The following is a 12,420-nucleotide window of genomic DNA, read 5'->3' on the forward strand; positions in this document are numbered from 1 at the left end:
AAATCCCGATTCACAGTAGGGCCCTCTTCATAGAAGTAGGCAACTGCAAATCGGGATGCTTTCCCGCGCTCATATAAATTGATTTTAACATGATGGAGGGATCGTTTTCCAGTTGCATTTTTTGTTTGAAAATGCAGTGCCGACTGTCTATTGAATCGCAACATGTTGCGCTTCACCCAGCAGGAAATAATGACCGTTTGACAACTGTAAGTTTAGTTACTATACTAACTCCATGGACAACAATAATAAACACGAAGCCCCGTCGCTCACCCACAGCTTTGGCCGTTTGATTTTGCAGCTCCGCAAGCTGGAGCGCCAGCCCCGTACCTTTGAGGGCATTGGGCCGCTAACGCCCAGCGAAATGCATACGATTGATGCGATCGGCCCGGAAGGCAGCGTGCTGATGAGCGAGCTGGCGGCCCGTCTTGGCATTACGAAGGGCGCCGTAACCCAGTTGATTGCCCGTCTGGAATCGAAAACGTTAGTCGTCCGTTCCATGCATCCTACAGATCATAGAAGTACGCTAATATCGCTAACTGTTCAAGGAAAGGCCGCCTATACGATGCATGAAGAGCTACATCAAGCATTTTACAATCAATTACAGACGCAAATGAGTCCGGAAGAAATTGCGGTTTTCGCAAAAACGATAGATAAATTTATATTTGCGCTGGATCATTAATTTTTTTTACCTATTTAGTTTAGATACTATACTATTTTTTCGAAAAAGAAGCGAGGTTATGCCCACCATGGTTACACCTGACTCCCTGCTGCCTGTGGCTTCCGGACGACAACTAATGATCGCGATTGCGATGGGCGCCTTCCTTTCTCATTTTACGGCTGGGATCGTGAATGTATCCCTTCCCCATTTTGCCTATAGCTTCAATAGTCGGCTTGATACGGTGCAATGGATTACGACAGGCTACTTGTTAGTCATTACTATGCTGCTGCCGCTGATGGGCAAGCTCGGAGACCGATTTGGCTCTGCCCTCATTCACAATGCCGGACTCGGCCTGTTTACATTAAGCTCGCTGCTTATAGCCTTCTGCCCCCAGCATCTACTCACTGCTTGCATTCCGCTTTATCCAGGCTATCGGAGCAGCTATGTTCCAAGCCACCAATATGGCATTGGTTGCAAAGCTGATGCCTGCGGAGAAACGCGGACAGGCGCTCGGTATCATCAGCGGGGCAGTTGCGATAGGCGGAATGGCAGGACCTGCTGCTGGCGGCCTCATTGGTCAGAGCTTGAGCTGGCACTGGCTTTTCTTAATTCAAATTCCGTTTGTAGCCATCGCCTCGTTGCTGGCCTTTCGTTTCATCCCTTTATTGCACCATAGAGCAGACCGTAATAGTTCCTTCGATGTCACGGGAGCGATGTTGTTCATGAGCGCAATTGGATTGCTTGTTGCAGGGCTATCTCGCAGCGGAATGGAGAACGGCATACTGAGAGCTTCATTCTTTTATACGGGAGGTACCGGTCTGGCCGCTTTAATCGCCTTATTCTTGTGGGAGCGAAAGCATCCCGCCCCCTTTCTTCCCATCCGTGTCTTCGCTACTCCTGCCGTGTCTATTGGATTGCTGATTAGCACGGTAACATTCATGGCGGCGAATACCATTGTCGTCAGTCTTCCCTTCTTTTTCTACGGCTTATCTGGCTATTCATCTTCATTCATAGGACTGCTGATGACCATCTATCCGGCATGTCTCGCTATTGCAGGCCCAATCGCAGGTCGTTGGTCCGACTGTATTGGCTCGCGCCGACTCCTGCTCATTGGGCTATTGAGTATGGGCAGCGGAATAGCAGTACTCGCAGTGACTTTAGCAGATTTTCCAATGATATCCGCTATTGCCGGACTTGCGCTTTGCGGGTTGGGAATGGCGCTTATCGCCTCTCCAAACATGAACTTCATCATGAGCCATACGGCAAAAGAGCATATTGGTTCAGTTGGGGGCTTGATCGCCTTAACACGCAATCTAGGTCTGGTCATCGGGGCCTCAATAGGACTTGGTACTGTAAAGGGTTCTTCAATAGGAGAGCGGAATTGGACGCTTTTCCATTTGGTTATGATCATACTCATCGGTCTGTGCATTATATTAATGACATTAATTATTTGGAACACAAGGCAACAAGCGGCGAAACGTTCAATACCTTTATCTCATCGCAACATAGTTGACTAACTTTACTTCCAGGAGGAAATTATGATGAAAGATCAAATACTCGTTGTCGGAGGCTACGGGCATGTAGGACAAATAATAAGCAAAGCATTGGCCGCAAGTTATCCAGGAAAGGTCTATGCGGCCGGGAGAAGTATAGAAAAGGCTGCTGCGTTTAGCCGTTCTACCGGAGGGCGCGTTCTTCCGATGCAAATCCAGATGAATAATTCTATCGATCCAGAGCAGTTGCAGCCATTCAAGCTGGTCGTTATGTGTCTGGATCAACAGGACGATACTTTTGTTCGGCTATGCTTAAGTCTCGGTATCCACTACATAGATTTATCCGCAAAAGATGCTTTTCTATCTCAAGTGGAAGGGTTGAACGAGATGGCAGCGGCTTCTGGGTCAACGGCTGTTTTGAGCATCGGGCTCGCCCCAGGATTGACGAATCTTATGACAGCCCGAGCTATGCTGGAGTTGGACCATGCCGATTCCGTTGATATTACGATCATGCTGGGGCTGGGAGACCGTCATGGCCAAGCCGCAATTGAATGGACAATCGATAATCTGGCTGAGGATTTCGAGATTGTACGGGACGGACGCAAAACCATGGTCAAAAGCTTCACAGATGGCAAACGAACGGATTTAGGAGCTGATATAGGCTGGAAAAAAGCGTACCGCTTCAACTTTTCCGATCAGCATGCTCTCATGCGGACATTGCACTTGCCGTCGGTTACAACACGCCTTTGCTTTGACTCTTCCCTAGTCACCGATTTGCTTGCGGTCTTGAAAAGCATTGGCTTGACCCGGTTATTACGGCTGCCATCCACTCGCCGATTCGCAGTTGTCATGTTCCGAAAGCTGCGGATTGGTTCGGATAAATATGCGGCGAAGGTTGAGGTTTGGGGAAGCAAGTCCGGAGAGGCTGTACATGTAGAATGTCTGCTCCATGGCCACAATGAAGCGCAAATCACAGGTAAAACTGGAGCCGCGATCGCAGAGCTGCTGCTGAACGAGAACTGTTATCCTGCGGGGGTGTATCACAGCCATGAGCTGATCCAACTAGACACGCTGCTGCCGGCTATACAAGATGAATTTCACTTTGAAGTTAAAGTGAACAACCGGAAGAGAATGACATTTAATGGAATTAATTAAACTAAGGAAGAGCTGTAACTCCTATAAACAGCAGTAGCAACTGTTGATTACAGTTTACTGATTGCTAGGACTGCGGCAACCTGTGATTACCGTTCGATGACCACTATTGCTACGGCAATGTATGTTTAAAGTTCAATGTTCACTATTGCTACGGCTACGTATGATTTACAGCTCAATGGATGCTACTGCTACGGCAACGCATGACTACAGTTCGATGGCTGCTGCTACGGCAACGTATGATTACAGTTCATGTCTACTAAGACTTCGGCAACAACTGTCTATTGCTAACCGCGACAAGTATTAAACTATTCCCGCCAAAAACAGCACCTAACAGCTTCAGTCATCAGCTAACCCCCATAATACTAGTTATAAACATACAACGAACCTGCTTCGCTGTTTAACGAAGCTAAATTCGCTAAACACGCGACTTTGAGCACACAAAGTACTATAGCGAACCCTTCTTCGCTATTCGTGAACTTAGGTTCTCGGATAGCGAAATCAAGTTCGTTGTTGACTCTCCATCCATCATTTTGCGGCTATTTTATCTGTCTCCAGCGAATATCGCTTCGTTATTTAGCGAAGCAGGTTCGCTGGAGACTCGCCGTCCTTCATTCTCCTGCATTTCAGCTGTCAACAGCGAATGCCGATTCGCTAATAGCGAAGCAGGTTCGCTGGAAGCTGATAACGTGTGCCCTGCAAGCGCACAATAAATCTAGGGCGTGTCTGAAAACCCGTTCAGTGGCACCTTTCACCGCCTTTCCGCCCCCTGCTTCGTTCCGTTTGCTTGACGTACCCCCGGGTACGCCTTCACAAACGCGACTTGCATGGAACGAAAATTCGGCAATATTTTCTACCCTCAGAATTCTCAAACACACCCTAAACAATCAAAAAAGACGGACATCAATGTCCGCCCCTCCAATTTCTCTATTCAAACCGCATTATTTCTTAATCAAATGCAGCGTAATCTCTTCCCGGTTGTGAAACAGCTGCCGGGACTGCTCAATGATGAACGAGGTAGACAGTCTTTCCTTCACCTCGCGGATCGTCTGCAGCGGCTTGCGGTGCATCAGCTTCACGGTAATGACAGCTGTTGCATGACGTGCAAGCGCCGGCTCCAGATCCAGCACAAGCCTGCACATTTGCATTGGGCTCCAGCTCATGTCGCAGACGAGAAGGTCGAACGTTCCTGGCCCAAATTTTACGTCGGAAGCGTTCTTTTTCAAATAAGTGAGTGACGGATGACCCTGAAGCGACGGGTGCATGTCGCCGGGATCAATAGCAGTTACTTGCAATCCACGCTCCAACAGCAGCGATGTCCAGCCGCCGGGAGCTGCGCCGACATCTAACGCGCGGCGATATGACGAATAATCGAGTCCAAACTCCCGCTCCGCTTCCAAAAGCTTGAATTTGGCACGGGAGATTTGCCCTTCCTCCCGTTGAAAACGAACAGCGCCGCCAGGCCAATCGGACAGCATGTCCGACGGCTTGCCGATTCCTACGTCGATCGTATTCTCGCCCGCGAAGATTGCGATAATGAAATCCGGCTGCTGAAACACCAATTCTGCGTTCAGCTCCCCCAGAACGGCATCAAGCGCACCTTTCGTATCGGCTGTCGAATAGGAAAAGCTCGTCGTTTTCGCTTTTCTCACGTGAATCGATACACGCTTGTCCGACAAAATAGACTCCGCCCCGCGGATATATTCCGATAGCGCCTGCAAATCATCCGCATCGCCTTGAACGGGAATGCTGTGGTCTATCGGCTGCATATGCCGGAGGAAGGTCGGACGATTGTTCTGAATCGTTGCGACCGTCTCCTCCTGCGTAAGCACCGTATCAAATCTAAAAATCTCTCCGGCGATTAGCTGCGAAACTTTCACTTCCGGCAGCAGCCGCCGAAGCTCTTCTATTGCATAGGGTGAATACCCTTGGTTAGCCGTGCCAATCCATTGGCTCACGCCAACACCTCCATCTGTGATCGACCGACCTTCCGACCGCCGTCATACTGCAAAACACCGCACTGCGAAAGCTGCGGGCGGTGCGGCAGTTCCATTTAAGATCTTTTTGCAATTTCCTCCAACAACGACGATGGCATCGGACCGTTATGCAGCTTCAGCTCTATCGGCGCATTCGAGGAAAGCATATGATACATCTGCATTCTTCCGGCCGCGCTGGACGTATGCAAATAGACTTGCTCGGGATATTTTCCCGTTTCGACCAAATAGCGCACGACCTCGTAGCCTGTAGGCTCGTTCCAGCCCAAATCATAATCCAATGACAAAATGCCGATCGACTCCGAATCGATCAGCAGCTTGCATTCCTCCGCGTTGCGGGCCAGGACAAAGCCTGGCGGGCAGGTTCTGTAATCATCCAAGTAAACATGAATCATGATTGACTCCCCCATTCGCGCATCAGATTCAGTTGCGTTTCGTAGCTTCCGTCCTCATCTGGAGGCGTTTCCAGAACAAATGGCACATCAATCAATTGCGGAAGCGTCAGCATCCATTTCATCGCTTCTTCTCCAATATACCCTTTGCCGACCGGCGCATGACGATCTCTTCTAGAGCCCAATGGAAACAGCGAATCGTTGAAATGAACGGCAGCTACGTCGCCCAACACTTCCAGACGCTCCCCAGCTGCCAGCCATTTCTCGTCCCGCGCTCCTTGCCACATGCCGCTGGCGAACATATGACAGGTATCCAGACAGTAAGCGAGCTGTTCTGGACGCTGGCATAGCTTGCGAATCTGCGCCAATTCCTCAAACGTCGTTCCCATGAACGCATGCTCGCCGGACTGAATTTCAATCAGCAGCTTTGCTCTGCCATTCCATCGGGAGGTAACATCGTTAAGGGTATGGATAATCGATTGATAGCCTTGCAGCGGTTCTGCGCCTTTATAGATTCCGAAGTGAACGACTACACCGACAGAACCGCATGTATCGGCAATATCGAGATCATTCAACAACGATTCCACGACCCGCTGCCGTGCTGCTTCTCCCTCAGCCGCCAGATTTGTCGGATACGGCGTATGGGCAATCGATTTCAGATCATGCTCCCGGCAATAATCAGCGCAGCGCGCCGCATCATTGCGGTCGAATCGCTTAATCGTCAGACTGCGCGGATTTTTCGGAAAATACTGAAAGCACTGCATGCCGCCGCTATAAGCTTCTTTCGCAGCAGCGGCATAACCGCCTCTAATGCTTAAATGCCGGCCAACGCGGACCATCCTTTATTGTTCCTTCTGACAATTCGGGCACAAGAAAGCTTTGCGCGACGAAACTTCGATCTGTTCGATAGGACTGCCGCATTGCAGACATGGCTCGCCCGCGCGATCATACACCTTCATATGTCCATTAAAGCCGCCGGTAAGCTCATCTCCCGAAGTAAATGGATCATCCATATAACCGCCGCGAGCCTGCCCTTCCATTAGCACTCTATGCATCGCTTCATACAGCCGTTCCCAAGTCACTTGCTCGATAGAGGGAATTTTTGCATCCGGCCGAAGTCCGGCGGCAAATACGATCTCGTCGGCATAGCAATTGCCGATACCGGCGATTACATGCTGGTCGACTAAAGCCGTTTTAATGTTGCCGCGTTTTTTGGCGAAAAGCCCCTTGAAGCGCTCCAGCGTAAGTCTTTTATCAAATGGATCAGGACCCAGCTTTGCCAGCTCCGTATCGACTTCTTTGACCGACATCAGCTTCAAATAGCCTAAGCGCAGCCCGATAAAATAAAGATTGCCCGTCGTAAACTTGATCGTCACCTGTACGGTGCGCTCCGGACGTTCCTCGTCGGTACCATAAAACATCCATCCGCCCAGCATTAGATGCAGAAGCAACCGTTTGCCGTTGTCGAGATGAAATAATAAATGCTTGCCCCGGCGTTCAACGAACCATATCGTTCTGCCGATCAGCGCATTGTCAAACTGTTCTGCTGTCATATGAACGGACTGCTCTCTCGTTACTTCCGTTCCGATAATTTGAGCACCGGCCAAACGCTCCGAGAGCAATAGTCGATAGGTTTCCATTTCCGGTAATTCCGGCATTGCAGCTCGCTTCCTTCCTGTCCGTTCGCTTCCTTCTCTTATCTCCCGGTTGAACCGGAAATATACGAAATCAGCTCATCTAAATTTGCACAAATCGCATCCGGCTTGCAGCCGGCCTTGTCTGCATAGCTTTCGAAATTGTCCGCTGTTGTCAGTCCCGTCAGCACAAGTACTGTTCCACAGCCCGACGCGCGGCCTGCAGCAATATCTGTAGCCAGATTATCGCCTACGACCCAAGTCTGATCGGCCGATAAGCCGAGCTTATCCAGCGAATAGTCCATCAGAATCGGCGACGGTTTGCCAATGAGAATCGGCTCCTGTCCTCCAGCCGCCTTCAGCATCGCTCCGATCGAGCCCGCTCCCGGCATAAGTCCGTTTTCGGTAGGCAGCAGCAAATCCGGGTTGGTCAACACATACTTTGCACCGTTATGGATATGGCGTACAGCCGCAGCCAATCGTTCATACGTCAAACCGCGGTCAATGCCCTGCAGTACAAAATCAGGCTCTTCCTCCGTCAATCTCAAGCCTGCTTCTTCTACCGCTTGACGAAGCCCGGCTTCGCCTACAACAAATACTGAAGCGTTCGGCTTCAATTGAGCGATATGTCCCGCAGCGCCTTGTGCCGAAGTGCATACGTCGCTTGCAGCTGCCTCAATTCCCATCGCAATCAGCCGGTCGGCCACCGCTTCAGGAGTTGCCGAAGAGTTGTTGGTCACAAAACGGTAAGGCAGCTCCCGTTCTTTCAAAAATCGAATCAGCCGATCGGCTCCTTCAATTCGTCTCGTTCCATGATACAGCGTACCGTCCAAATCAAGCAGCAGACCGCCCATAGCCGGTAATTGTCCTTGTTCCTTCATCTACCCATGCATCCTTCCCGCTTTGCGCTGAAGCCGTTCCTTCCGGTTGCGAAGGCCGTCGAGCTCTGCCCTTTTCTTCGCATCCCTTCTTTGCAGCAGCGGGTTCCCCAGCGCCAGCTCCAGCGCCTCTGTCGTGTATTGTAAAGCCGAAACGTAATCCTTCAGCTTATGTTCATAGAACATGGCAAGTTCAATGTACGCAGCAATTGCCGAAGATCCATATGTATAAGGATGCTCTACAGCCTTCTGCCACAATAACACAGCTCGCTGCCAATTTCCAGCCTTCTTATCCCTTGCGGCAAGCATTAATAGTGCAGATATTGCCGCTGATTCCGTATCCAATACCAAGGCGAATAACGCTTCCGCCCGGTCTGGCAGTCCCATTTTCTCCAGCCACAATCCGGTACGCACTTGCTCTTCCGGTTCCGAAGGAAGCGGCAGTATACCAAATGCGCCCTGTTCCTCATCCGAATGAAGCAAATGCCCGAACCGAATCGCCAGACAAGCGAGTGAGAGCACATCGATCTCGTTATGCCGGAATACGCCTTCAAGCGGCTCTGGATCGCCTTCCGCCAAGTATTGAAAGTAAAGCTGCGGCGCAAGCGAGCCTGGCACATCGTCCACCCGCTCAATGCCCAGCCGTTCCTCTTCGACATGACTTAATTTGCAAGAGGTTAACGTGTTTTTCCAAATGCTGCGGGATGGATGGAGAAAATCGAGATGCAGCGGCTCCCATGTCCTCCGCCCTCGTCCGTTCATAATGAAACGGTTTTGCATAACCGGCCAGTCAAACGTTCTGCCATTGTATGTTACCAAATAGCGGTACGCAGGCAGCTTGCTCTCGATATAGGCCAGCATTGCCCGTTCTTCCGCAGGATGACGGATCAACGCCTGTTCGACGATGAATTGACCATGCTGCATGTAGGCAATCCCCACCATAAACGGTACATTGCCCGCGCCTATGCCAAGTCCAGTCGTCTCTAAATCGAGAAACAACAGCTGCTCCGGCTCCACAGGTTCACCGTGAAATGCCGACAACCCGGAGGCAGCAGCTGCCAGCTCGTTCAGACGATGAGTACCGTGTCTGTATTCGAGCGGATAGCGGATTTGACGCAGCAGAAAAGTCCCTTCCTCATTACGATGAAGCTTCACGCCGATGGGCTGCCAGCCGGGATGGAGCTTTTCTTCCTCTTCTGTCTCAGCTGTCGATACCGCTTCTGCTTCCGGCTCCAGCCTCTTAACGGCCTCTTCCGGGGAAGAAATCGCCGTGTCAGCAGCGCCAGTGGCTGCACTAGTGCCCCGCAGCCGGTTCATCCTATCTCTAAGTCCGCTCATCGCGTCCCCTCCGCTTCTTCAAGCAGTTGCAGCGCCTGCTCCTTGCCGGGCAAGCCAACCTCCTCGATCGTTCCAACGCAAGCCGGACAGCCGCTTAAGCAAGTACAAGAAATAATGAGCGACTTGGCTTGCCGGATCAGCTCATCATGCACCTCGTAAAGCCGCTCGCTAAGCCCGATACCGCCCGGATAACGGTCGTAGAAGCAGCTGCTCGTATGCAGCTCCTCCTTCGGCAAATGAATCGGCCCAGAGCCGATATTCTCATGCATCCGCAAGCGCATTTTAATGAACAGAGGTACAGACCTAAGAATTAGCAATTATAATCCCTCCATTAACAGAAGGGATTTTTTCTTTGCATTCATTCCTTCTATTTCAGTTCCAATACATGAAGGACAACCATCTTCACATGGGCAGCGGCGAACTAAGTTTATTGCTGCTGCTTTAATTTCGTCGAATCGCTTATAGACGTCTTCTGCTAAACCGATGCCACCAGGGTAATGATCGTAAATAAAAATCGTGGGCAGTTGCGAATGTTCGGCCCTTATTTGTGAGACTACATGAATATCGTTACGATCACACATGACATGAATTGGAACGATATGCCGAATCACATTGGCTATACCCATAAGCAACTGTTCCAGTGTTTTTGTTTCTATTGATGGATCTACCTCTTTTATTTCTACCCAGGTCGCGCTAGTATGCAGTTCTTCTTCTGGAAGTTTTATTGGGCCGTATCCGATGTTTTCGAAACTCGTTAGACGGATTTTCTTAAACATCGTTGCCATAATATTTACAGCCGCGTCCCCATAATTTATGGACGTCGTTTCCCTGCTTTTAGTTCGGTCAATAGAGAGCACTTTTAACTTAACGGCCAGGTTTGCGTCGGTGTAGTATTCTACATCAACTTCGCGTACGTATGCCTTCTTGTGTTCCCAGTCCAACTTTTCGACTTGAAACTGTACGCCTTCATGCAAGTATATAGCTTCATCGTGTAAAAGAGTCATCGCACTAAACCTGTCCATTTCACCTATAATTCTTACATTTGCTACGTCCGACTGGTCGATTATTACGACGTTTTCCTGGGCTGCAGAACGCAGGCTTACTTCATGGGCAGGAAAGGATTGATTCGCCCAGTAGAACGTACCCCCAGCCTGGGTAAGTACCCTTTCTTCAACCAGGTATTCCAGTATGTCGGTTATCTCTGCAGGACCGAATTCCTCCCCTTTCTTAAAAGGGAGTTCATATGCCGCGCAGCGCATATGGTCTACCAAAATCAATAAATTTTCCGGGTTGATGCGCGCTGATTCCGGGGAACGCTCAAAAAAGTATTCGGGATTCTGCACTACGTACTGGTCTATAGGTGTATTGCTGGCTACCATAACTACTACGGCTTCCCCATGCCGCCGCCCCGCCCGGCCTGCTTGCTGCCAGGTGCTGGCTACGCTGCCCGGATACCCCGACATAATGCAGACTTGCAACTGCCCAATATCAACACCCAGTTCCAAAGCGTTTGTACTGACAACGCCTAATATCTCCCCATTCCGTAAGCCGCGTTCGATTTCCCGGCGTTGATTCGGTAAGTAGCCGCCGCGATAGCCCCTTATGGACTTGGCCCCTAATTCATTTTTTACGATTTCCTGCAGGTGGCTCAGTATTAACTCTACTCTTACCCGGCTGCGGGCAAAAACAATGGTCTGAACTTTGTTCGATAAAAACTCTTTCGCCAGTTGGTTGACTTCAACCGTTGCGCTTTTCCGAAGGTTTAACGGCTTATTAATTATCGGCGGGTTATAGAAAACAAAGTGCTTTCTTCCCCTGGGCGCTCCATTGTCGTCAATCAGCCGCATAGGTTTACCTGTCAGCTGTTCCGCTAATTCCTTCGGATTCGCGATAGTCGCCGACGTACAAATAAATAGCGGATCGCTGCCGTAAAATTTACATATACGTTGCAGCCTGCGGATTACATTTGCTACATGGCTGCCGAATACGCCCCTGTATGTATGGAGTTCGTCAATGACAATATATTTAAGATTGCTGAATAAACTTACCCATTTCGTATGATGCGGCAAAATGGCCGAATGCAGCATATCGGGGTTCGTTATTACGATATGGCCGACATTCTTTACTATCTGCCGAATGGCCGGAGAAGTGTCGCCGTCGTAAGTGAAGCTTTTAATGTCTATACCCATTTCGGCTATGATTTCGTTTAACTCGCTTTTTTGGTCTTGCGCCAGTGCCTTCGTCGGGAACAAATACAACGCCCGGCTGGCGTCGTCTTCCGCTATCGCCTGTAAAACAGGAAGGTTATAACAGAGTGTTTTCCCCGAAGCCGTCGGGGTTACAGCTACGACATTCTCGCCCTTACGAATGGTTTCGTACGCTGTGTACTGGTGGCTGTACAACTGTTCAATTCCTCTTTTAGCCAGGGCAGCTTTTATCCGATCATCTACGCTTTCGGGCATGGGTCTTGTTTTTGCTTCTATGGGTTCAACTTCGTGCCAGTTGATTACATTTTCATTCGTTCTTAATCCCTCTATGAGTTGCGAAAGGTTTTTCTTTCGTAACATATTATCACTCCTAATCTAGAACGGCTGTTCCCCTCATTATATATGTTCGGGACAAAATAAAAAAAGCCCTTTTTTTAACAAGCTTTTTCTTTGCTCTATGCTATTTCGAATTCTTGTTCGCAGCCCTGGCAAATTGTAACTGTGAATTCTTCTGTTACCCCGGTTATTGGGGGTTTCAACATTACCCGAAAGTAGTCAAATAGTTCGGTTTCCCGGCAGCTGCGGCAGTATTCGGAAACAATCGCCAGTTAAACACGGCTTACGGGTTCCAGGATATCGTTGCGATTGATGTTATTCATTTAGAAGCGTTAAAC

10 protein-coding genes and 2 pseudogenes are annotated in these 12,420 nt (G+C 49.7%); 4 read left to right on the forward strand and 8 right to left on the reverse strand.

What is annotated here, in order from left to right; genetic code table 11:
• Positions 1 to 232: 232 nt before the first annotated feature.
• From TY10_RS06680 to TY10_RS06690, 4 genes and pseudogenes are all read left to right on the forward strand, one after another.
• Positions 233 to 679: a MarR family winged helix-turn-helix transcriptional regulator gene (locus TY10_RS06680; protein ID WP_042161855.1), complete on the forward strand. Its 447-nt coding sequence runs from the start codon at positions 233 to 235 to the stop codon at positions 677 to 679.
• A 130-nt stretch (positions 680 to 809) separates the two neighbouring features.
• A pseudogene (locus tag TY10_RS32475) lies at positions 810 to 986 on the forward strand (MFS transporter); the annotation flags it as partial.
• Positions 987 to 1,101: 115 nt separating this feature from the next.
• The gene (locus TY10_RS32005) at positions 1,102 to 2,175 is read left to right on the forward strand and encodes an MFS transporter (protein ID WP_063510422.1); all 1,074 of its coding nucleotides are present in this window, start codon (positions 1,102 to 1,104) and stop codon (positions 2,173 to 2,175) included.
• A 21-nt stretch (positions 2,176 to 2,196) separates the two neighbouring features.
• The gene (locus tag TY10_RS06690; protein WP_042161857.1) at positions 2,197 to 3,306 is read left to right on the forward strand and encodes a saccharopine dehydrogenase family protein; all 1,110 of its coding nucleotides are present in this window, start codon (positions 2,197 to 2,199) and stop codon (positions 3,304 to 3,306) included.
• Positions 3,307 to 4,244: 938 nt separating this feature from the next.
• Here the strand turns inward: TY10_RS06690 and TY10_RS06695 are convergent.
• The 8 genes and pseudogenes from TY10_RS06695 to TY10_RS06730 all read right to left on the reverse strand — a co-directional run bounded on the left by TY10_RS06695 (position 4,245) and on the right by TY10_RS06730 (position 12,106).
• Positions 4,245 to 5,261: an SAM-dependent methyltransferase gene (locus tag TY10_RS06695; RefSeq protein ID WP_052350409.1), complete on the reverse strand. Its 1,017-nt coding sequence runs from the start codon at positions 5,259 to 5,261 to the stop codon at positions 4,245 to 4,247.
• Between the two features lie 95 nt (positions 5,262 to 5,356).
• On the reverse strand, positions 5,357 to 5,692 hold the full coding sequence (locus tag TY10_RS06700; RefSeq protein ID WP_042161859.1) for a cyclic-phosphate processing receiver domain-containing protein: 336 nt from the start codon (positions 5,690 to 5,692) through the stop codon (positions 5,357 to 5,359).
• Positions 5,689 to 6,528, reverse strand: coding sequence for a deoxyribonuclease IV (locus tag TY10_RS06705; RefSeq protein ID WP_042161860.1), 840 nt, complete (start codon positions 6,526 to 6,528; stop codon positions 5,689 to 5,691). The genes TY10_RS06700 and TY10_RS06705 overlap by 4 nt, the downstream gene beginning before the upstream one ends.
• A gap of 3 nt (positions 6,529 to 6,531) precedes the next feature.
• Positions 6,532 to 7,347 carry an Fpg/Nei family DNA glycosylase gene (locus TY10_RS06710; RefSeq protein WP_042161861.1) on the reverse strand — a complete coding sequence of 272 codons (816 nt, stop codon included), beginning with the start codon at positions 7,345 to 7,347 and terminating at the stop codon, positions 6,532 to 6,534.
• 38 nt (positions 7,348 to 7,385) lie between these two features.
• Complete coding sequence (locus TY10_RS06715; protein WP_042161862.1) at positions 7,386 to 8,204, reverse strand: TIGR01457 family HAD-type hydrolase; 819 nt, start codon at positions 8,202 to 8,204, stop codon at positions 7,386 to 7,388.
• Positions 8,205 to 9,539 (reverse strand): ribonuclease H-like domain-containing protein, encoded by a 1,335-nt coding sequence (locus TY10_RS06720; RefSeq protein WP_042161864.1) that lies wholly within the window; start codon positions 9,537 to 9,539, stop codon positions 8,205 to 8,207.
• Positions 9,536 to 9,832: pseudogene (locus tag TY10_RS06725) on the reverse strand (Zn-binding domain-containing protein); the annotation flags it as partial. The pseudogene TY10_RS06725 and the gene TY10_RS06720, both read right to left, overlap by 4 nt.
• A 24-nt stretch (positions 9,833 to 9,856) precedes the next feature.
• On the reverse strand, positions 9,857 to 12,106 hold the full coding sequence (locus TY10_RS06730; RefSeq protein WP_042161866.1) for a DEAD/DEAH box helicase: 2,250 nt from the start codon (positions 12,104 to 12,106) through the stop codon (positions 9,857 to 9,859).
• Between the last annotated feature and the right edge of the window lie 314 nt (positions 12,107 to 12,420).

The sequence above is a fragment of the Paenibacillus gorillae genome (assembly GCF_000513275.1).
GTDB classification, from domain to species: domain Bacteria; phylum Bacillota; class Bacilli; order Paenibacillales; family Paenibacillaceae; genus Pristimantibacillus; species Pristimantibacillus gorillae.

What these genes read in the sequence shown, in the direction of transcription:
- TY10_RS06680 (WP_042161855.1), top strand. Translation starts at nt 233, where the DNA reads ATGGACAACAATAATAAACACGAAGCCCCGTCGCTCACCCACAGCTTT.
- TY10_RS32005 (WP_063510422.1), top strand. Translation starts at nt 1,102, where the DNA reads ATGTTCCAAGCCACCAATATGGCATTGGTTGCAAAGCTGATGCCTGCG.
- TY10_RS06690 (WP_042161857.1), top strand. Translation starts at nt 2,197, where the DNA reads ATGATGAAAGATCAAATACTCGTTGTCGGAGGCTACGGGCATGTAGGA.
- TY10_RS06700 (WP_042161859.1), bottom strand. Translation starts at nt 5,692, where the DNA reads ATGATTCATGTTTACTTGGATGATTACAGAACCTGCCCGCCAGGCTTT.
- TY10_RS06705 (WP_042161860.1), bottom strand. Translation starts at nt 6,528, where the DNA reads ATGGTCCGCGTTGGCCGGCATTTAAGCATTAGAGGCGGTTATGCCGCT.
- TY10_RS06710 (WP_042161861.1), bottom strand. Translation starts at nt 7,347, where the DNA reads ATGCCGGAATTACCGGAAATGGAAACCTATCGACTATTGCTCTCGGAG.
- TY10_RS06715 (WP_042161862.1), bottom strand. Translation starts at nt 8,204, where the DNA reads ATGAAGGAACAAGGACAATTACCGGCTATGGGCGGTCTGCTGCTTGAT.
- TY10_RS06720 (WP_042161864.1), bottom strand. Translation starts at nt 9,539, where the DNA reads ATGAGCGGACTTAGAGATAGGATGAACCGGCTGCGGGGCACTAGTGCA.
- TY10_RS06730 (WP_042161866.1), bottom strand. Translation starts at nt 12,106, where the DNA reads ATGTTACGAAAGAAAAACCTTTCGCAACTCATAGAGGGATTAAGAACG.